Raw genomic sequence first — 19,165 nt, 5'->3', positions numbered from 1 at the left:
CAGAGGTGTTCTCTTACGATGGTGCTGCCGGGCGGCGGTGGGTGGCCGGGCCGGGGGGAGGTGCTGCCGGGCGGCGGTGAGTGGCCGGGCGGCGGGGAGGTGCTGCCGGACGGTGGGTGGTTCGGGTTGTCAGGCTGCGGGAAGGCGGGGTGGTGAGTGGCCCGGCGGCGACCGGGGACGTGGTGCGGCCTGGGCCGGCAGCCGGGGCGGAGTGAATTTCCGGGTGGTGGGCGGGGATTGCCTCGACCGTGTGGACTGGGGCGTCGCCGGGTGGCGGCGCCGGGGCGGTTCGGGTTGCCGTGTAGCGCGGAGGCGTTGCCAGACGGTAGGTGGGTAGCCGGGCGGTGGCGAGGCGATGCCGGTCGGTGGGTGGTTCAGGTTGCCGGGAGGCGCGGAGGCGCTATCGGATGGCGTGGGCGGTCGGGCAGTGCGGAGGCGCTACAGGACGGCGGTGGGCGGCCGGGCCGGGTGCGCGGAGGCGCGACAGGACGGTGGGCGGCCCGGCGGCGGCGCCGGTGGGCGGCCAGTGCTTCGGGTTGTCGGACGGCGGGGAGGCGACATCGCGCGGCGGCGCCAGGTTCAGGTTGGCTAGCCTCAGAGCTGCCGCGCATCCAGCTGTCCAAACGGATTGTCCTCCCGCGCCCAGCGCTCCACCGCCGCCGGAAGCGGACCCCGGCCGATCCAGCCCGCCAGTTCATCGAAACGCGCGGTGTGCACGGCCGCGCGGCGGCGGGCGTAGTCCGCGGCCGAGTCCTTCGTCACCATGAACGCCCAGTCGCTCGACAGGGCCATCGTCGCCTCGCCCACTGCCCAGTCCGCCACCCGGTCGCGCATCTCCGTGCGGGGGAGGGCCAGCAAGCGCTCCTGCAAAGCCGCGTTGTCCGCCACCATGTCGGCCACCTGCTCACCGTCCCAGACGCGCCAGTCCTTGCCCGAACCCCACGACGATGCGGGCAACTCCACGGGCGCACCGACGAGCCCCGCCGAGACCGCGCCCTGCAGCGTCGTCACCCGCACGCCCGCCTCCGGCAGCGCCCGCAGCACGCCCTCCAGCCACGCGGGACCCTCGTGCCACCAGTGGCCGAACAACTCGGTGTCGTACGCCGCCACGACCAGAGCTTCCCGGCCGTGCACGGAACGCAACGCACGCAGCCGCGACACCACCGTCTCCACGAAGTCCTTCACGTGCGTCCGCAGGGTGTCCGCGGCCAGCGCCGGGTCGTACGGCGCCTTCTCCGCGGGCTCCACCTGCTTGCCCGTCACCCGCGACGGCTTCAACCCCACCTCGTGCGCCCACGTGTGGAAATCCCGGTAGTTCGCGTGCCCCGGGTAACCCGCCCGCGGCGACCACACCCGGTACGTGACCTCCAGATCCCGCCCGAAGCACAACACGTCCGTCGAACCCACCGGCCGCGCGAACGCCGTGTCCCCGTGCAACGCCGGACCGTCCACCAGGAACCGCCGCACGCCGGCCGCCGCGTAGTCCTCCTCCATGCCCGGCGCGTAACCGCACTCCGGCGCCCAGATCCCGTCCGGCCGGTGCCCGATCCGCAACTCGGTGTCCGCCAGGCCGCCCCGCAACATGAACTGCCGGACCCGCGGCTGCAGCAACGGCTGGAACGGGTGCGCGTACGGCCCGCCGAGCAACTCCATCACCCCGGAGTCCACAAGGGACCGCAGCACCGGCGAAAACCCGTGGTGCCACCGTGTTTCGAAGTCCTCCAGCGACCGCGTCGCCGTGCGGTACTCCGCCGCCGCCAGCTCCCGCAGCAACGGGTCCTCCCGCCACAGCGTCCCGGCCTGCACCGTCCGCAACTGCCAGTGCCCGAGCCACTCGTGGAACGCCCGCAACGCGTACGGGTCGTCCAGCTGCGCCGCGAGCACCGGCGTCACCCCGAGCGTCAGCACGTCCCGCCTGCCCTCCGCCGCGAACCGCCGCAGCAGGTCCACCACCGGCAGGTACGAGTGCGCCCACGCCTGGTACAGCCACTCCTCGCCGACCGGCCACGACCCGTGGTGCGGCAGCCACGGCAGGTGGCTGTGCAGCACCAGGCAGAACGTCCCCTCCCCGGTCACGGCCGCACCGCCACCGCGACCAGGTCCAGGCTCTCGTCCACCCGCTCGCCGTGAATCTCGAAGTCCGAGGCGCGGATCGCCGCGACGTCCGCCAGCAGCTCCGGCGGCCACGGCGCCTGCCCCGGCAGGTGTCCCATCACGACTTCCAGCTGCGCGTCGATGATCGACCCGCCGTACCGGGCGTCCAGCTCCCGCACGCCCGGGCCGTGGTGCAGGCCGTGCATCAGCTCGACCGCGAAACCCGCCTCGCGCAACAGCGAATCCAGCTCGTCCGCCGCGAGTTCCCTGGTGTGGAACGGGTTCAGCGGCGTGTCGCTGTCCGGGGTGAACGTGATCCGGTTCGGCGTCGTGACCAGCAGCCGCCCGCCCGGCCGCAGCACGCGCAGGCACTCCGCCAGGAACGCGCCCTGGTCCCACAGGTGCTCGATCACCTGGAAATTGGCGACGACGTCGACGGAGCCGTCGCGCAGCGGCAGCTGCACCAGGTTCCCACGTGCTGTCCACACCTGCGGATAACGCCGGGCGACGTGCTCCGTGGTCGGCTGGTCGTAGTCGAGCGCGAGCACCGACTTCGCCGTCGAGGCGATCAGCCCGGCGCCGTAGCCCTCACCGCAGCCCGCCTCCAGCACCACGGCGCCGGCGCACCACGGCAGCAGCGCGTGGTAAGCCGCCTCGTGCCGACGGAACCAGTAGTTCTCCTCGGCGATGCCCGGGACCGTGCGTTCCCCGGTCAGGTGCAGTGCTTCGGCGCGCGACGTACTCACCCCGGGGACACTACTGGGTGAGTCAGGGCCACTTCCGCAGCACGACCGACCACGACGAGGCGTCGACGCGGAACTCGGGCACCGGGTTGCCCGCCTTCGCCATCGCCGAACGGATCCGGAAGATGCCGCGGCCGAAGCGGTTCACGTACCCCAGCGCCTTCATCGCACGCGCCAGGTTCGGGTTGCGGTAGTCGTGCACGCGGTCGAAGTTGTCCGGCCGGACCTGCCCGTACGGGCCGCCGGGGTTGGTCACCTCGATGCGGTCGTCGAACCAGCTGATCCGCACCGGCGCGTGCGAGGTCTCGTAGTTGCGGTGCATCACCGCGTTCATGCACGTCTCCCGCAGCGCCTCCAGCGGGTAGTCCGGCAGCTGCTCCTCGCGGAAGCCCTCGCCGTCGGCCAGCCGCGTCCGCAGGTGGCCGCTGAGCAGCGCGCTCAGCCGCACCGCGGTCTCCACCAGGTTGCCGCGCAGCTCCTGCTGGTCGGCGACCGGCGCGTCCGGGTCCAGGCCCTGGTAGCGGACGAACTGGACGTAGGCGCCGGGCACGTGAGCGCTCGGGTCCCGCCCGATGGTCAGCACGCCGAGCGCGGTCGGCACCCCGCCCGGCGTCGTCAGCCGCAGCCACGCGAGGTCCTTCTCGACGGGACGGGAATTTTCCTCCAGCGCCTCGCTCGCCACGAACGACGGCAGGTAGGTGGTGCGGAACAGGCGCACGTCCAGGTCGGCCTCGGTCGCGGTCGCCACCGGTCTGCTGTCGAAGGGCGCCGCGGCGAAGCGGCGGAGGTCGGGCTGGATGTGCTGGTCGTCCCGGACGCTCGTAGCCGTGTGCACCGTGACGGCTCCCCTCAGTAGCAGCAGTGCGAGCTGAGGCGTAACCCTATCGGGTGAGCAAGCTACTCCGTTACGGTTCCGGTGGAAACGATCCAACAACGGCCGGCTGTCACGTTCCCGAGGGCTGCGCAGTCCTCATGGCATGCGACTCGGAATTCTCACACTGCTCGCGCTGACCGGCCTCGTAGTGGGCTTCTGGGCAGCGGTCCTGCCGGAGAGCTTCTACGGCGACTTCCCGGTGATCCGGCCGAGCTGGGTCTCGCTGGACGGCCCCTACAACGAACACCTCATCCGCGACGTCGGCTCGATGTTCCTCGCGCTCGGCGCGGTGACGATCGGGGCGATCGTCGTGCGGACCACGACCGCCGCGCGCCTGGCCGGTGTCGCGTGGCTGGTCTTCTCGGTGCCGCACGCGATCTACCACCTGATGCACCTGCACGTGTTCCAGCCGCTGGACCAGGTGATCAACGCGGTCGCGTTGCCCGGGCTGGCCCTGCTGGCGCTGGCGGTCGTGGTGTTGCCGGGAAAGGTCAGTACGGCCGGCGACCGTGCCCGCTCACGCGTGCCTTGAGCTTGGCGATGGCCGACTTGGCCTGTGCGCGGCGGCGGGGGTCGTTGGCGAACTGCTGCGCCTGCCGGATGGCGCGCTTGCCCTGCGGGGAGTTGGCGAATCGGGCGATCTTGCTGAACAGCGAAGCCATGTCCGTCCTCCGGGGCGGTATGCCGGTTTCGTCACCGGGTCAACGGATGGGTTACCCCGCTGGTTCCACGGCTACCCGGGGGAGACCGTGATGCTCAGCGCACCGGGGCCGACGTGCGCGCCGATCACGGTGCTGGCCTCGACGATGCTCAGCTCGGTCACGTTCGGGATCCGCTCGCGCAGCTGCTGGACCAGCATCAGCTCGCGCTCGCTGGGGCGGAAGCAGGAAATCGCCAGGTCGGTGGGCAGATTGCCGGCCCGTGCGGCGGCCAGGTCGACGAGCTTCGCCAGCGCGCGCCTGCTGCCGGCGGCCCGCGCGAGCGGCGCCACTTCGCCGTCACGCACGGTGAGCAGCGGCTTGATCGACAGCGCGGTGCCCAGGAGCGCGGCCGCGCCGCCGATCCGGCCGCCGCGGCGCAGGTACTCCAGAGTGTCCACGTAGAGCAGTTCGCTGCTGGTCGCGAACCGCCGCTGCGCCGCCTCGATCACGCGCTCGACCCGTCCGCCCGCCGCGGCGGCCCTGGCCGCGGACAGCACGGCGAAGCCGAGGCTCATCCCGGTCGTGCCGCTGTCCAGCGGGTACACCGGGATCTGCACCTGGCGCGCCGCCTCCCGTGCGGACGCCAGCGTCGCCGACATGCGCTCCGAGATGTGTACGCTCACGATCGCGCTCGCGCCGGCCGCGGCGGCGTCCTGGTAGGTCCAGAAGAAGGCGCCGGGATCGGGCGGGTTCGTGCTCACCCGCTGCCCGGCCTTCAGTGCCTCGGTCAGCTCGCCGCGGTCGAACCGGTTCTCCTCGTCGACCTGGTCGCCCACCTGCAGCTGGAGCTGGATGACCGAGATGTCCCACTGCTTGCGCAGCTGCTCCGGCAGGGACGCGGTCGAGTCGGTCACTACGGCGACGTGGTTGGGCACGGGAAGTCAGGTTAGACCGATCGCACCATCCGGGGTAACCCATCCGCGCAAGCGTCCACTCGGAGTAGCCTGGGCGCATCGGAGATAAAGCTGAACGATCGTCCCGATAAATCGGGATTCCGGGTGAATGCCGTCACCTCGGGGCGCGTCGGGGCTGAAATCTCCCTACGCTACCGACCAGTAAGGCTGGTTCAGGGAGGTCGAAGGGGACCAATGACGAACATTGTTGTCCTGGTCAAGCAGGTGCCGGACACCTATTCGGAGCGCAAGCTCTCCGATGGTGACCACACGCTCGACCGCGAGTCCGCCGACGCCGTTCTCGACGAGATCAACGAGAAGGCGGTCGAAGAAGCGCTGAAGATCAAGGAAGCCGGCGAGGGCGAGGTCACCGTGATCTCGGTGGGCCCGGACCGCGCGACCGACGCCATCCGCAAGGCCCTCTCGATGGGCGCGGACAAGGCCATCCACGTCTCGGACGAGGCCCTGCACGGCTCCGACGCCGTGGCCACCGCCAAGGTGCTCGCCGCCGCCGTCGGCAAGGTCGAGGGCTTCGACCTGGTCATCGCCGGCAACGAGGCCTCGGACGGCCGCGCCGGCGCCGTTCCCGCGATGCTGGCCGAGCTGCTCGGGCTGCCGCAGCTGACCCAGGTCCGGTCGCTGACCGTCGAGGGCAGCACCGTCAAGGCCGACCGGGAGACCGACGACGGCCTGACCCACCTCGAGGCGAACCTGCCCGCGCTGGTGAGCGTCACCGAGAAGATCAACGAGCCGCGTTACCCGTCTTTCAAGGGCATCATGGCCGCGAAGAAGAAGCCGGTGGAGACCCTGACGATCGCCGACCTCGGCGTCGACGCGGGCGCCGTCGGCCTCGGCAGCGCGCTGTCCACTGTGGTCGAAGCGGCCCCGAAGCCCCCGCGCACCGCGGGTGAGCGCGTCGAGGACGAGGGTGACGGCGGCAGCAAGATCGCCGAGTACCTGGTCGGCCAGAAGATCATCTGAGGCAGGAGCAACGGAGCAATGGCTGAAGTTCTGGTTCTCGTCGACCACCTCAACGGCGAGCTGAAGAAGACCACGTTCGAGGCGCTGACCGCCGCCCGCGAGCTGGGCGAGCCGTCGGCCGTCGTCGTCGGCGCCCCGGGCACCGCCGGCAAGTTCAAGGAGCAGCTGGGCGCTTACGGTGCCCAGAAGGTGTACGTGGCCGAGTCCGAGGACGCCGCGAACTACCTGGTGACCCCGAAGGTCGACGCGCTGGCCAAGCTGGTCGAGCAGGCCTCCCCGGCGGCGGTGATCGTCACCGCGTCCGCCGAGGGCAAGGAGGTCTCCGGCCGTCTGGCGATCCGCGTCGGCGGCGGCCTGATCTACGACGCCGTGGGTGTCAACTCCGACGGCACCGTGGAGCAGTCCATCTTCGGTGGCGCGTACTCGGTGAAGTCGAAGGCCCAGGGCCTGCCGATCATCTCGGTGCGCCCGGGTGCGGTCGAGGCCGCGCAGGCCGAGGGCGCGGCGGCCGAGGAGGCCGTCGAGCTGCCCGCGGTGGACGCCGCCAAGTCGGCGAAGATCACCGGCGTGGAGCCGGTCGTCGGCGGTGACCGCCCCGAGCTGACCGAGGCCACGATCGTGGTGTCCGGTGGCCGCGGTGTCGGTTCGGCCGAGAAGTTCGAGGTCGTGGAGAAGCTGGCCGACTCGCTCGGCGCGGCCGTCGGCGCCTCGCGCGCCGCGGTCGACTCCGGCTACTACCCGGCGCAGTTCCAGGTTGGGCAGACCGGTAAGACGGTGTCGCCGCAGCTGTACGTCGCGCTGGGCATCTCCGGCGCGATCCAGCACCGGGCCGGCATGCAGACCTCGAAGACCATCGTCGCGGTCAACAAGGACCCGGAGGCGCCGATCTTCGAGATCGCCGACTTCGGTGTGGTGGGCGACCTGTTCAACGTCGCGCCGCAGCTGACCGAAGAGGTCACCAAGCGCAAGAGCTGACGTTCGCCTGAAGCCTGAGGGGCCACCGCCGGATTTTCCGGCGGTGGCCCTTTTTTCACGACCGGCCAGGCCCGTGGAAGGCGTGCTCCCGCACCATGCCGTCGACGCTGCCGCCGAACACGCGCGCGTCCTGCTCGGGCGGTTCCTCCTCGGTGCGGCGCGACGGGGTCTCGGGGACGCGCTCGGTCCGCACGCGCGGCACGGCGTATGGGTGCTTGCTCCGCAGCCACTGCACCAGCTGCTCCCGCACCAGGCAGCGCAGGTCCCACAGCGTGCCGGCGTCCACCGCGCTCACCAGCGCCCGCACGCGCACCAGGGTGTGCGTCGCGTCGGTCACCTGCAGCACGCTCACCCGGCCGTCCCACAGGTCGGTCGACTCCAGGATCCGCCGCAGCTCGTCGCGCATCTCGTCGACCGGCATCGTCCAGTCGACGTCCAGCTCCACCGTCCCGAGCAGCGCGGCGTCGCGGCGGGTCCAGTTCTCGAACGGCTGCGACATGAACTGCGCGGTCGGGATGACCAGCCGCCGGTCGTCCCACAGGTGCACCACCAGGTAGGTCAGCGTGATGTCCTCGACGCGGCCCCACTCGTTCTCCACGATCACCACGTCGTCCAGCCGGATGGCGTCGCTGAACGCGATCTGCAGCCCGGCGAACACGTTGCCAAGCAACGACTGCGCGGCCAGCGCGGCGATCGCGCCGATGACGCCGGCCGAGGCCAGCAGGCTGGTGCCCGCCGTGCGCAGCCCGGGGAACGTCATCAGCATCGCGCCGAGCGCGAGCACCGCGATCGCGGCCACGATCACCCGCCGCACCAGCCGGATCTGCGTCTGCATGCGCCGCGCGTGCCGGTTGTCGGCGACGTCGACGCGCCAGCGTCCGAGCATCGTCTGCTCGATCGCGGTCAGCACGCCGGCCAGCAGCCACGCGCCGGTCCCGATCAGCGCCAGCGTCAGCACGTGCGAGGTGGCGTTGCGCCAGGACCCGGTGGGCAACGCGACGAGCACGGTGATGCGCAGGACGATCATCGCGCCGAACCACCGCAGCGGCGCGTGGATGTGCTCGGCGAGCTCACCGAGCACGGTCGCGCGCTGACCGAGCCGCCGCAGGACCCGCCGCAGCACGTACTCGACGGCCAGGAACAGGCCGAACACCACCGCCGCCACGCCGAGCGCCACCACGATCCGCAACCAGCTGCCGGACATCCCTCTCACTTCCGGTCGGCACCACGTTCCGTGAGGCCATACCCCGATCGTGTCGATCTCATGACTTGAGCCTGATCACGCAGGCTTCCTGAGAGAACCCTGAGAACCCGTGGTTCATCCAACGTGCACGAGGTGGTCACGCGATGAACCTCCTGGCGGTTTCCTTCCCGCCGGTACACCTACAGACATGACGCGGTCCCAGTTGCTCGTCAGCACCGACAGCCAGGACGGCCAGCTCCCCGATGGCGCTGCCCGCTACTCCCTCCTCGTCGCCTACGACAACGACGAAGTGGTTGCCGCACAACGGCTCCGCTACCAGGTCTTCGCCGAGGAGATGGGGGCCACCCTGCACTCCGCGCCCGGCGTGGACGCCGACCGGTTCGACGAGTTCTGCGACCACCTCGTGGTGCGCGACGACAACACCGGCGAGATCGTCGGCACCTACCGGATGCTCCCGCCGGGACGCGCCGAGCGGGCCGGCGGCCTGTACTCCGAAACCGAGTTCGACCTGTCGAACCTCGCCGGCCTGCGGGGCTCCCTCGTCGAGACCGGCCGCTCGTGCGTGCACCCCGACCACCGCACCGGCGCCGTGGTGAGCCTGGTGTGGGCCGGGATCGGGCGGTACATGCTGCTGTCCGGCCACCGCTACCTGGGCGGCTGCGCGTCGGTCCCGCTCACCGACGGCGGCTCCTACGCGGCGGGCGTGTGGGACCTCCTCCGCGCCAAGCACTACGCGCCCGAGTCGCAGCGCGTGACGCCGCTGAACCCGTGGCAGGACGCGGACATCGCGCGCCCGGCCCGAGCCTTGCTGCCGCCGCTGATCAAGGGCTACACCCGCCTCGGCGCGAAGGTGTGCGGCCCGCCCGCGCACGACCCGGACTTCGCCGTCGCCGACTTCTTCACCCTGCTCGACCTGCAGCAGATGGACGAGCGCTACCTCAAGTTCTTCCTCGGGAACCAGGCATGAGCCACCCCTGGATGCCCGCTTCGCCGTGCGGCGACGGGTGCCTGACGCCGGGCGCGCCGTCGGTCGGCGGGGTGCGGCGCGCGCTGCGGTTCACCGCCGCTGTCGGCGTGGTGCTGCTGGCATTCGGGGCCCTGCCGGTGATGTTCGTGCCGCGGTGCCGGAATTCGGTGGCACGGCTGGTGTTCCGCGGTGTGCTGCGGGCGTTCGGGGTGCGGCTGGTGGTCCGGGGCGAGCCGCTGGACAGCGGCGGCCGCGGGGCGCTGGTGGTGAACAACCACATCTCGTGGCTGGACATCGTGGCGGTCAACGCGGTGCGCCCGATGCGCGCGCTGGCGAAGCGGGAGATCGCGGGCTGGCCGGTGCTGGGTACGCTGGTCGCGCGCGGCGGCAGCATCTTCCTGGACCGCGAACGGCTGTCGACACTGCCGTCCACGATCGACCAGCTGGCCGCCGCCCTGCGGGCCGGTTCGCTGGTGAACGTCACACCCGAGGGCACCACGTGGTGCGGCCTGGCGTCCGGCCGGTTCCGCCCGGCGACCTTCCAGGCCGCGATCGACGCCGGTGTCCCGGTGCGGCCGCTCGCGCTGCGCTACCGGATGGCCGACGGCCGTGAGACGACCCAGCCCGCGTTCATCGGGCCGGAGTCGCTGATCGATTCGCTGAAGCGGGTCGCGGCGTTGCGTGGGCTGGTGCTCGAGGTGATCGTGTGCGGGGAGATCGCGCCGGGGCGTGCTTCGGATCGGCGGGAGTTGGCTGCGCTGGCTGAGGCGTCGGTGCAGGCTGCGTTGGGGAATGTGGCTTTGCCTTCGCAGCGGGGCTCCATTGGGCGGCGCTACGCGGGTGTTGAGGGCGCCGGGCTTCGCTTCGCTACGCCCGGATGAGAAGAAGCCCCTTCCGAACCCGATCTTGAATTGTTCGGTTGCCGAGACCCCGCGTCAAGGCGGGAAAGCGTGCCTTGACTCGGTGGCTCGGCAACCGATTCGGCTGGGGATCGGGTTGCGGGAGGGGAGTGGTTCGGGGGGTTTGGTGCGTTCCGTTGCCGGGTGGCGGTTTTGTGGCTGGTTCTTGACCTCCAGTGTGGTGGAGGTTGCAGCCTGAGGTCATGATCGTCGAAGCCCGGTCGCGGGGGGTGCTGTGGACGGCCGAGCACCGGACGACCACCGTGGCCAGCCTGCTCGTCGTCACCCTCATCGCGTTCGAGAGCATGGGCGTCGCCACCGCGATGCCCACCGTGGTCGCCGACCTGGAGGGGCAGCGGCTCTACTCCTGGCCGTTCACCGCGTTCCTCGTCGCCAGCGTCGTGGCGACCGTGTTGTCCGGGCGGGTCTGCGACCGCCGTGGGCCAGCGATTCCCATGATCGCCGGGCCCGGGCTGTTCCTCGCCGGGCTGGTCGTCGCCGGGACCGCCACCGACATGGCGTTCCTGCTCGCCGGTCGCGTCCTCCAGGGGCTCGGCTCGGGCATCGTCCTGGTCGCCGTCTCGCTGCTGATCGCGCTCGTCTACACCGACCGGGAACGACCCGTCATGTACGCGGCCAACGCGGCGGCCTGGGTGCTGCCCGCCGTCGTCGGGCCGACCGTCGCCGGCCTCATCACCGAGCACCTCGGCTGGCGCTGGGTGTACCTCGGCCTCGTGCCGCTGGCCCTGGTCGGCCTGCTGATGCTGATCCCGGTCGCGCGACGGCTCACCCACACCGCGGGCGCCGGACAACGCCGCGCCGGGGTCCTGGTGGCCCTCGCCGCCGCGGCCGGGGTCGCCGCGCTGACCTGGGCCGCCCAGCACCCCAGCCCCGCCGCGCTCGGCTACGGCGCGGCCGGCCTCCTCGCGCTCACCATCGCCGTCCGCCGCCTCGTGCCGCCGGGGACGGTCACCGCGCGGCCCGGCCTGCCGACGGTCGTCGCCTCGCGAGCGCTGCTCGGCGGCGCCTTCGCCGGGATGGAGGCCTACCTCCCGCTGGCCATGGCCACCGTCCACGGCTACAGCCCGGCACTGGCCGGGCTCCCGCTGACCGCCTCCGCACTCACCTGGTCCGCCGCCTCCGCCGTGCAGGGCCGCCACCCGGACTGGTCCCGCGAGAAGCTGCTGCGCGCCGGCTTCGGGATGGTCGCCGTCGCCGTGCTGCTGTTCGGGTTCGTCGCGCAGCCGTGGTTCCCCGGCTGGCTCGCGTTCGCCGCGTGCCTGCTCGGCGGGGCGGGCATGGGCATCGCCTACCCGTCGATCTCCCTGCTGTTGCTGCGGTTCTCACCCGAGCACGAGCGCGGGTTCAACACCTCGGCCATGCAGCTGGGCGACTGGGTCACCTCGGCGCTGACCGTCGGCTTCGGCGGGGTCCTGCTCGGCCTGCTCGCCTCGGCGCACGAGCCCGCGCCCGCCCTGGGTGTGCTCGCGCTCACGCTCGCCGCGCTCGCCGCCGTGGGCGTCGTCATCACCCGGCGGTGGCCCACACGCGAGTGATACCGCACGGTCTACCCTGGTAGTGCGATGACCTATCTCGACCACGCGGCGACCACCCCCATGTCGCCGTCCGCCATTGCGGCGATGAGCGAGGCGCTGTCCACGGTGGGCAACGCCAGCTCGCTGCATTCCTCCGGCCGCCGCGCGCGGCGGGCCGTCGAGGAGGCGCGGGAGGTCATCGGCGAGGCGCTGGGCGCCCGTCCGTCCGAAGTCATCTTCACCGCGGGCGGCACGGAAAGCGACAACCTCGCGGTCAAGGGCATCTACTGGGCGCGCCAGGCCGCCGACCCGAAGCGCCGCCGCGTCCTGGCGAGCGCGGTCGAGCACCACGCCGTGCTGGACGCGGTGCAGTGGCTCGCCGACCACGCCCAGGCCGAGGTCACCTGGCTCGACGTGGACGAACACGGCCGCGTGCTGCCGGAGACCGTGCGCAAGGCCATCGAGGCCGACCCGGACGACGTGGCGCTGGTCACCGTCATGTGGGCGAACAACGAGGTCGGCACGGTCAACCCGATGGCCGAGCTCGCGGCGATCTGCGCGGAGCACGAAATCCCGCTGCACACCGACGCCGTGCAGGCCGTCGGCGCTGTCCCGGTGCACTTCGCGGACAGCGGAGTCAGCGCGCTCACGCTCACCGGGCACAAGCTCGGCGGCCCCTACGGCGTCGGCGCGCTCGTGCTGTCCCGCGACACCGAGTGCGTGCCGCTGCTGCACGGCGGCGGCCAGGAGCGCGACGTCCGCTCCGGCACGCTCGACGTGCCCGCCATCCGCGCGTTCGCGACGGCCGTCGAGGAAGCGGTGCGCGAGCAGCCCCGCTACGCCGAGCGGGTCGGCGGTCTGCGGGACGCCCTCATCGAGGCCGTCCGGCGCGAGGTGCCGGACGTGATCCTCAACGGCATGCCGACGGGCGAGGGCAGACTGCCCGGCATCGCACACTTCACGTTCCCCGGCTGCGCGGGCGACAGCCTGCTGATGTTGCTGGACGCCAAGGGCATCGAGTGCTCGACCGGCTCGGCGTGCACCGCGGGGGTCGCGCAGCCCAGCCACGTGCTGCTGGCGATGGGCGCCGACGCCGCGTCGGCCCGCGGCTCGCTGCGGTTCTCCCTCGGGCACACGTCCACTCCGGACGACGTGGACGCGGTGGCCCGGGAGATCGCGGCGGTGGTCGCGCGGGCGCGGCAGGCCGGGCTGTCCGGGCTGCGCAAGAACAAGCAGGAGGTGTGATGCGGGTACTGGCCGCGATGAGCGGGGGAGTGGATTCGGCCGTGGCGGCGGCCCGCGCGGTGGAGGCCGGGCACGACGTGGTCGGGGTGCACCTGGCGCTGTCGGCCAAGCCGGGCACCCTGCGCACCGGCTCGCGCGGGTGCTGCACGATCGAGGACTCGCACGACGCGCGCCGCGCCGCGGACATCCTCGGCATCCCGTTCTACGTCTGGGACTTCGCCGAGCGGTTCACCGAGGAGGTCATCGAGACCTTCGTCGGCGAGTACGCCGCGGGCCGCACCCCCAACCCGTGCGTCACCTGCAACGAGAAGATCAAGTTCGAGGCGCTGCTGGAGAAGGCGATCGCGCTCGGCTTCGACGCAGTCGCCACCGGCCACTACGCCCGGCTGTCCGTTGTGGACGGTGTGCCGGAGCTGCGCAGGGCGGTCGACCCGGACAAGGACCAGTCCTACGTGCTGGCCTCGCTGACGCCGGAGCAGCTGCGCCACTCGATGTTCCCGGTCGGCGACACTCGCAAGCCGGACATCCGCGCGGAGGCCGAACGCCGCGGCCTCGCCGTCGCCCGCAAGCCGGACAGCCACGACATCTGCTTCATCCCCGACGGCGACACGAAGAAGTTCCTGGAGAAGCGCCTCGGCCAGCGGCCAGGCGACCTCGTGGACGCCGAGACCGGCGCCGTGCTGGGCCGCCACACCGGTGTGCACGGCTTCACCATCGGGCAGCGCAAGGGCCTCGGCATCGACCGCTCGGTGCTGGACGGCAAGCCGCGGTACGTGCTGGCGCTGGAGCCGGTCTCCGGCACGGTCAAGGTCGGCTCGGCCGACGCGCTCACCGTCCGCGAGATCCGCGCCGACCGCCCGGTGTGGCCCGCGGGGCCGCTCGACGGCCCCACCGAATGCGTGGTCCAGGTCCGCGCGCACGGCGGCCTCGGCGAGGCCGTCGCCGAGGTGGACGGCGACCAGGTGCGGATCCAGTTGCGTGAACCGCTCACCGGCGTCGCCCCCGGCCAGGTCGCCGTGCTCTACCGGCCGGACGCGGCAGGCGACGTCGTGCTGGGCAGCGCGAAGATCGCGGCAACCGACGGGTAACCCCCGATGCGGTGAACTGAGTGGCTGTTCGGTTTAACCCGGCGGCGCTAGCATCGTGGTCCGGTTCCGGCCGGAGACACGACCACGTTGCCGAGGGGGCGAACCTGGTGTCCGACGAGCCGCGCACACCGCTCACCGAGCGGCTGCTGGACCTCGCGGTCGAGTACCGGTCCGGGGCGGCCGTCGTCCGCGCGACCGGCGAGATCGATCTCTCCACCGCGCCGCGGCTCGCCGAGACACTCGCCGAACAGCCCGGCACGGTCGTGCTCGACCTGACCGGGGTCGCGTTCCTCAGCGCCGCCGGCGTTCAGGCGATGCTCGACGTGCGCGCACGCGGCCGGGAGCTGCGGCTGGTCGCGCCGCCCAGCTGCCGCGCGAACCGCGTCCTCGACCTCTCCGGGCTGACCTCGATCCTGCCGCGGTACGAGTCCGTGTGCGACGCGGTGACCATGATCGGCTGATCGCGCCGAAAAGCGATACCGTCGAGGGGGCGACGGATCCGGGTGGAAGGCGTGTTCTGATGGCCGAACGGTTCAGGGACATCGTCGTCGTCGGCGCTTCGGCAGGCGGCGTCGAGGCGCTGCGCGCCTTCGTCGGCGGCCTTCCCGCTGACCTGTCCGCGGCGGTCCTGGTCGTGCTGCACCTGCCGCCCGGCGGCGCCAGCGCGCTGCCGGCGATCCTCAGCCGGTCCGGCGCCCTGCCCGCGATGGCGGCCAAGCCAGGCGAGCCGCTGCGGCACGGGCGGATCTACGTCGCGCCGCCGGATCACCACCTGCTGGTCGAGGACGGCAGTTGTGAGCTGTCCCGCGGACCGACGGAGAACGGGTACCGGCCGGCGATCGACGCCTTGTTCCGGTCCGCGGTCCTCGCGCACGGTCCCGCGGTGATCGGCGTCGTGCTCTCCGGCTCGCTCGACGACGGCTCCGCCGGGCTGGACACCATCAAGTCCCGCGGCGGGCTCGCGATCGTGCAGGACCCGGAGGACGCGATCTACCCGGCGATGCCCGAGAACGCGATGGCCAGGGTGTCCCCGGACCACGTCGTCCCAGCCGTGGAGATCGGCCGCGTGCTGGCCGACCGGGTGCGGGAGCCGGTCGAGGTGCGCGACGACGAACCCGTGCCCCTGATCCAGGAGATGGAAGCACGCATCGCCCGGTCCGACGGTCCGGCCAACGCGGTGTCACTGGAGGTGCTCGACGTGTCCGAGCCATCGGGCCTCGCTTGCCCGGACTGCCAGGGCGTGCTGTTCTCGCTCGACAAGGAGGGCACCCGGTACCGCTGCCGCGTCGGCCACGCCTGGACGGCGAAAGCCCTGTTCCAGCAGCAGTCCCGCGACATCGAGCAGGCGCTGTGGGCGGCTCTGCGCGCGCTCGAGGAGAAGCGGGACCTGGCCGGCCGGATGACCAGGGACGCCGAACGCCGGGGCTATCCGCTGGTCGCCGGCCGTTACTCCCGGCACCGCGACGAAGCCGGCCACGCGGCGACGGTGTTGCGGAAGTTCCTGTTCGAGGAGCTGCCCACCGTGACGGACCTGCCGGACGGTGCCTCGGACGAAACCGCCTGACCTTGTAAGGTCCGCACCGTGAACGAGCAGATCGAGCCCGCGACGGACGAGGGTTTCGAGGCCATCCTCGACTACCTGAAGGAAACGCGCGGTTTCGACTTCACCGGGTACAAGCGCAGCAGCCTCATGCGCCGGGTCGCACGGCGGCTGAGCATCGTCGGCTGCGAGGACTACGCCAGCTACCTCGACCACCTGCAGGCCAACAGCGACGAGTTCGGCGCGCTGTTCAACACCATCCTGATCAACGTCACGAACTTCTTCCGCGACCCCGACGCCTGGGACTACCTGCAGTCGGACATCGTGCCGATGATCCTCGCCGAGCGCTCGCCCGACGACCAGATCCGGGTGTGGAGCGCGGGCTGCGCCTCCGGCGAGGAGGCCTACAGCCTGGCCATGGTGCTGGCCGAGGTTCTGGGACTGGAGCAGTTCCGGCAGCGGGTCAAGATCTACGCGACCGACGTCGACGAGGAGGCGCTGGTCCAGGCCCGGCAGGCCGCCTACACCGCGAAGGACGTGGAAGCCCTCCCGTCGGAGTACGTGCAGCGCTACTTCGAGCACTCCGCGGGCCGGTACGTCTTCCACAAGGACCTGCGCCGGTCGGTGATCTTCGGCCGCAACGACCTGGTCCAGGACGCGCCCATCTCCCGCATCGACCTGCTCGTCTGCCGCAACACCCTGATGTACTTCACCGCCGACACGCAGACGAACATCCTGCGGAAGCTGCACTTCGCGCTCGTGCCGCGCGGGGTGTTGTTCATGGGCAAGGCGGAAATGCTGCTGTCGCACAGCCGCATCTTCGAGCCGGTGAACCTGCGGTACCGGATCTTCCGGAAGGTACCGACGGGGATCGGCGGCTCCTCGCCGTTCAGCCACCCTCTGATGCCGGAACGCCGGAACTCGCTGGACCAGATCGACGAACTGCGCGCGCTCACGTTCGACTCGAACCCGGTCGCGCAGATCGTGGTGACGGCCGATGACGTCGTCGCACTGGCCAATCGGCAGGCGCAGCAGGTGTTCGGCCTGACCGACCGCGACATCGGCCGCCCGCTGCGGGACCTGGAGATCTCCTACCGGCCGGTCGAGCTCCGCGCCTACATCGAGCAGGTTCGCGCCGAGCGGCGGGCCGTGCGGGTCAAGGACGTCGAGTGGCAGCGCGGGCCCGGTGAGATGCTGGCGCTGGAACTGCACATCAACCCGCTGATCTCGCTGTCCGACGACGTCGTCGGAGTGTCCGTGGTGTTCCACGACGTGACGACGAATCACCGCCTGCTCGCCGAGCTGGCGAGTGCGAACCGGCAGCGCGAGAGCGCCTACGAGGAGCTGCAGTCCACGACCGAGGAGCTGGAGACCACGAACGAGGAACTCCAGTCCACGGTGGAGGAGCTGGAGACGACGAACGAGGAACTCCAATCGACGAACGAGGAACTGGAGACCACGAACGAAGAACTCCAGTCCACCAACGACGAGCTGCAGTCGATCAACAACACGTTGCGGGACCGCACCAGCGAACTGGACGACGTGAACGAGTTCCTGGAGTCGGTCCTGACCTCGCTGCAGGCCGGTGTCGTGGTCGTCGACCAGGAGATGCGCGTGGTCGCCTGGAACGCGGGCGCGGAGGACCTGTGGGGGCTTCGCTCGGAAGAGGCCGAGGGCGAGCACCTGCTGAACCTCGACATCGGGCTGCCGGTCGCCGGGCTTCGCCCGGTGGTGCGGCCCGCCCTCGCCGACGCGTCCTTCACCGAGCGGATCGTGCTGAAGGCGATCAACCGGCGTGGGCGCCCGGTGACGGTGCGGATCGCTTGTGGCGCGTTGCGCAACCGCGGTGGCGAGTCGGCGGGCGCGATCCTGGTGATGGAAACCCTCGACGGAATCTCGGACTCGCTGCCGGACGTCAAACAGGGAACGGCGCGAGGCGACGGGGACCGACGCTGAGCACGGCCCAGACGATCTTCCCGCCGTCCTGGGCGGGGGAGCAGCCCCATGCCCGGGACAGGGCGGAGATGACCTGCAGGCCGTAGCCCTGCAGGCGTCCGCTCGGCCGTTGCCGCAGGACGGCCGGGTGCGGGTCCTCGTCGCGGACGGCGACGGTCAGGTAACCCGCGTGCAGCTCGAGCCGGACCTCGAGCGCCGTGCCCGCGTGCGTGATCGCGTTCTCGACCAGTTCGGTGGTGACGCCGAGCGCGTCCTCCAGCCGGTGCTTGACGTTCCACTCGCGACAGGTCTCCTGGACGAACGCCCGGGCGCCGTGCGAGCTGCTGGGAAGCGGGAGGAAGACGGCCCTCCGCCGTCGCCGGGGCGGCGGTTCGGCCACTGCGTCGACCGCCGCGTCGAGCGAGGAGTGGACCGGGACGAAGCGGCGAATGGCGCTGCCGGCGATCATCCGGTGCCGCTGCGGATCGTGCACGACGAGCAGCACCGGCACGGTCGGCCATGCGTCGGTGCGCATCCGCACCGAAGAGAAGACGGTCAGCGCGGGCTCGCTGACCACGTCCAGTTCGTCGACCTGGACGATCAACGCCCGCGGCTGGTCCAGGGTCAGCTTGATCAGGTTGTCCCGGAGCTCACCGTAGGTCTGGGCGTTGAGCCGGCCGGCGAGATCGACGACCGTGCATCCGGCGACGTCCCGTTGCCGGATGAGGACCCGTCCAGCGGTGCTCATTGTGCCGACACCGCCTCCACGCTTCTCGTCGGTTGTGTCAGCGGGGTGGTACCCCGCCGGGGGCCGGTCATTCCTCTACATGGAACTCCTTGTGCGCCAATCCGCGCAACAGGGGCAGGAAGACTTCGTCGACGATCTCGGTAATCGTTTTCTCATCGATTTCCCCGTGGTGGAAGATGGCCTCGGCGCGGACGAGGTCGAGGGGGACGCGTGCGACGCGCGGGGTGATCTCGACGGGCGGGAGTTCGCCGCGCGCCACGGCCCTGCGCACGATGGTTTCGAAGGTGGGGCGGTGTTTCGCGGCCGCTATCTGCTTCAGCAGCAAAGCGAAAACGTCGGGGTCGCGAACCGTTTCGCTCATCAGTCCGACCAGCACATCGCGCGGCGTGTCCTGAAATCGGTGCAACAATCGATGCAGGAATGCCAGCAAATCCGAGCGGAGGTCGCCGAGGTCGGGCGGGTTGTCGGCGTCCGGGATGTGACGGCGCCACGCGGCGAGGACCAATTCGGGACGTCCGGGCCAGCGCCGGTAGACCACCGGTTTGCTGGTGCCCGCGCGGGCCGCGACGCCTTCCATCGTCAGCTTGGCGTACCCGACCTCGACGAGTTCGGCCCACGCGGCGTCCAGGATCGCGGCCTCCAGTTCGGCCCCGTGGCGCCTCGACTTGGGCTCCGGCACTCACCCTCCTAAAAAACGTTGCGTTTCTTACGGGCGTAGCCTACACAGTGGATACCGACCGTTC

At 71.2% G+C, this 19,165-nt stretch carries 19 protein-coding genes; 11 read left to right on the top strand and 8 right to left on the bottom strand.

Annotation, left to right across the window (positions count from 1 at the left end):
- Nucleotides 1–594: 594 nt before the first annotated feature.
- The 3 genes from ABZ193_RS31315 to ABZ193_RS31305 are packed head-to-tail and all read right to left on the bottom strand — an operon-like array spanning nt 595 to nt 3,672.
- Nucleotides 595–2,076, bottom strand: a complete 1,482-nt coding sequence (locus tag ABZ193_RS31315; protein WP_354712478.1) for a glycoside hydrolase family 57 protein — start codon at nt 2,074–2,076, stop codon at nt 595–597.
- Nucleotides 2,073–2,840 carry a class I SAM-dependent methyltransferase gene (locus ABZ193_RS31310; RefSeq protein WP_354712477.1) on the bottom strand — a complete coding sequence of 256 codons (768 nt, stop codon included), beginning with the start codon at nt 2,838–2,840 and terminating at the stop codon, nt 2,073–2,075. The genes ABZ193_RS31315 and ABZ193_RS31310 overlap by 4 nt, the downstream gene beginning before the upstream one ends.
- Nucleotides 2,841–2,862: 22 nt before the next feature.
- Nucleotides 2,863–3,672 (bottom strand): ATP-binding protein, encoded by an 810-nt coding sequence (locus tag ABZ193_RS31305; protein WP_020422728.1) that lies wholly within the window; start codon nt 3,670–3,672, stop codon nt 2,863–2,865.
- A 142-nt stretch (nt 3,673–3,814) separates the two neighbouring features.
- On the opposite strand from ABZ193_RS31305, the gene ABZ193_RS31300 reads away from it, so the two are divergent.
- Nucleotides 3,815–4,243 (top strand): hypothetical protein, encoded by a 429-nt coding sequence (locus ABZ193_RS31300; protein WP_020422729.1) that lies wholly within the window; start codon nt 3,815–3,817, stop codon nt 4,241–4,243.
- Here the strand turns inward: ABZ193_RS31300 and ABZ193_RS31295 are convergent.
- Both ABZ193_RS31295 and ABZ193_RS31290 read right to left on the bottom strand, forming a co-directional pair.
- The gene (locus ABZ193_RS31295; protein WP_354712476.1) at nt 4,203–4,373 is read right to left on the bottom strand and encodes a hypothetical protein; all 171 of its coding nucleotides are present in this window, start codon (nt 4,371–4,373) and stop codon (nt 4,203–4,205) included. The genes ABZ193_RS31300 and ABZ193_RS31295 overlap by 41 nt on opposite strands.
- A gap of 71 nt (nt 4,374–4,444) precedes the next feature.
- A complete protein-coding gene (locus ABZ193_RS31290) occupies nt 4,445–5,287 on the bottom strand; it encodes a DegV family protein (protein ID WP_020422730.1) in 843 nt (280 codons plus the stop codon).
- A gap of 213 nt (nt 5,288–5,500) precedes the next feature.
- Between ABZ193_RS31290 and ABZ193_RS31285 the strand changes: the two genes are divergently transcribed.
- Nucleotides 5,501–6,286, top strand: a complete 786-nt coding sequence (locus ABZ193_RS31285; protein ID WP_237338443.1) for an electron transfer flavoprotein subunit beta/FixA family protein — start codon at nt 5,501–5,503, stop codon at nt 6,284–6,286.
- 18 nt (nt 6,287–6,304) lie between these two features.
- Nucleotides 6,305–7,261 carry an electron transfer flavoprotein subunit alpha/FixB family protein gene (locus ABZ193_RS31280; RefSeq protein WP_020422732.1) on the top strand — a complete coding sequence of 319 codons (957 nt, stop codon included), beginning with the start codon at nt 6,305–6,307 and terminating at the stop codon, nt 7,259–7,261.
- Between the two features lie 55 nt (nt 7,262–7,316).
- Here the strand turns inward: ABZ193_RS31280 and ABZ193_RS31275 are convergent, their stop codons facing one another.
- Nucleotides 7,317–8,465, bottom strand: a complete 1,149-nt coding sequence (locus tag ABZ193_RS31275) for a mechanosensitive ion channel family protein (RefSeq protein WP_020422733.1) — start codon at nt 8,463–8,465, stop codon at nt 7,317–7,319.
- Between the two features lie 187 nt (nt 8,466–8,652).
- On the opposite strand from ABZ193_RS31275, the gene ABZ193_RS31270 reads away from it, so the two are divergent.
- The 8 genes from ABZ193_RS31270 (at nt 8,653) to ABZ193_RS31235 (ending at nt 17,695) form a co-directional block, all read left to right on the top strand.
- A complete protein-coding gene (locus tag ABZ193_RS31270) occupies nt 8,653–9,432 on the top strand; it encodes a GNAT family N-acyltransferase (protein ID WP_020422734.1) in 780 nt (259 codons plus the stop codon).
- Entirely contained in the window at nt 9,429–10,313 is an 885-nt protein-coding gene (locus ABZ193_RS31265; RefSeq protein WP_354712475.1) for a lysophospholipid acyltransferase family protein, read from the top strand. The genes ABZ193_RS31270 and ABZ193_RS31265 overlap by 4 nt, the downstream gene beginning before the upstream one ends.
- 221 nt (nt 10,314–10,534) lie before the next feature.
- Nucleotides 10,535–11,887 (top strand): MFS transporter, encoded by a 1,353-nt coding sequence (locus ABZ193_RS31260; RefSeq protein WP_354712474.1) that lies wholly within the window; start codon nt 10,535–10,537, stop codon nt 11,885–11,887.
- A gap of 27 nt (nt 11,888–11,914) precedes the next feature.
- Nucleotides 11,915–13,111: a cysteine desulfurase family protein gene (locus ABZ193_RS31255; protein ID WP_020422737.1), complete on the top strand. Its 1,197-nt coding sequence runs from the start codon at nt 11,915–11,917 to the stop codon at nt 13,109–13,111.
- Entirely contained in the window at nt 13,111–14,199 is a 1,089-nt protein-coding gene (gene mnmA, locus ABZ193_RS31250) for a tRNA 2-thiouridine(34) synthase MnmA (RefSeq protein WP_027931947.1), read from the top strand. The genes ABZ193_RS31255 and mnmA overlap by 1 nt, the downstream gene beginning before the upstream one ends.
- Before the next feature lie 107 nt (nt 14,200–14,306).
- Complete coding sequence (locus ABZ193_RS31245) at nt 14,307–14,660, top strand: STAS domain-containing protein (protein ID WP_354712473.1); 354 nt, start codon at nt 14,307–14,309, stop codon at nt 14,658–14,660.
- A 59-nt stretch (nt 14,661–14,719) separates the two neighbouring features.
- Nucleotides 14,720–15,763 (top strand): chemotaxis protein CheB, encoded by a 1,044-nt coding sequence (locus tag ABZ193_RS31240; protein ID WP_354712472.1) that lies wholly within the window; start codon nt 14,720–14,722, stop codon nt 15,761–15,763.
- Nucleotides 15,764–15,781: 18 nt separating this feature from the next.
- Complete coding sequence (locus tag ABZ193_RS31235) at nt 15,782–17,695, top strand: CheR family methyltransferase (protein ID WP_354712471.1); 1,914 nt, start codon at nt 15,782–15,784, stop codon at nt 17,693–17,695.
- On the opposite strand, the gene ABZ193_RS31230 is transcribed toward ABZ193_RS31235, so the two are convergent.
- Nucleotides 17,655–18,422, bottom strand: coding sequence for an ATP-binding protein (locus ABZ193_RS31230; protein WP_354712470.1), 768 nt, complete (start codon nt 18,420–18,422; stop codon nt 17,655–17,657). The two genes, ABZ193_RS31235 and ABZ193_RS31230, sit on opposite strands and share 41 nt — an antisense overlap.
- Before the next feature lie 67 nt (nt 18,423–18,489).
- Nucleotides 18,490–19,101, bottom strand: a complete 612-nt coding sequence (locus ABZ193_RS31225; RefSeq protein ID WP_354712469.1) for a TetR/AcrR family transcriptional regulator — start codon at nt 19,099–19,101, stop codon at nt 18,490–18,492.
- Between the last annotated feature and the right edge of the window lie 64 nt (nt 19,102–19,165).

This window comes from Amycolatopsis sp. NPDC006125 (assembly GCF_040614195.1).
GTDB lineage: Bacteria > Actinomycetota > Actinomycetes > Mycobacteriales > Pseudonocardiaceae > Amycolatopsis_E > Amycolatopsis_E tucumanensis.
This window is presented reverse-complemented; position numbering and strand designations above follow the sequence as displayed.

Coding starts and splice junctions, on each gene's coding strand:
- ABZ193_RS31270 (WP_020422734.1), top strand. CDS start 8,653: ATGACGCGGTCCCAGTTGCTCGTCAGCACCGACAGCCAGGACGGCCAG.
- ABZ193_RS31285 (WP_237338443.1), top strand. CDS start 5,501: ATGACGAACATTGTTGTCCTGGTCAAGCAGGTGCCGGACACCTATTCG.
- ABZ193_RS31230 (WP_354712470.1), bottom strand. CDS start 18,422: ATGAGCACCGCTGGACGGGTCCTCATCCGGCAACGGGACGTCGCCGGA.
- ABZ193_RS31255 (WP_020422737.1), top strand. CDS start 11,915: ATGACCTATCTCGACCACGCGGCGACCACCCCCATGTCGCCGTCCGCC.
- mnmA (WP_027931947.1), top strand. CDS start 13,111: ATGCGGGTACTGGCCGCGATGAGCGGGGGAGTGGATTCGGCCGTGGCG.
- ABZ193_RS31275 (WP_020422733.1), bottom strand. CDS start 8,465: ATGTCCGGCAGCTGGTTGCGGATCGTGGTGGCGCTCGGCGTGGCGGCG.
- ABZ193_RS31260 (WP_354712474.1), top strand. CDS start 10,535: ATGATCGTCGAAGCCCGGTCGCGGGGGGTGCTGTGGACGGCCGAGCAC.
- ABZ193_RS31295 (WP_354712476.1), bottom strand. CDS start 4,373: ATGGCTTCGCTGTTCAGCAAGATCGCCCGATTCGCCAACTCCCCGCAG.
- ABZ193_RS31280 (WP_020422732.1), top strand. CDS start 6,305: ATGGCTGAAGTTCTGGTTCTCGTCGACCACCTCAACGGCGAGCTGAAG.
- ABZ193_RS31265 (WP_354712475.1), top strand. CDS start 9,429: ATGAGCCACCCCTGGATGCCCGCTTCGCCGTGCGGCGACGGGTGCCTG.
- ABZ193_RS31300 (WP_020422729.1), top strand. CDS start 3,815: ATGCGACTCGGAATTCTCACACTGCTCGCGCTGACCGGCCTCGTAGTG.
- ABZ193_RS31240 (WP_354712472.1), top strand. CDS start 14,720: ATGGCCGAACGGTTCAGGGACATCGTCGTCGTCGGCGCTTCGGCAGGC.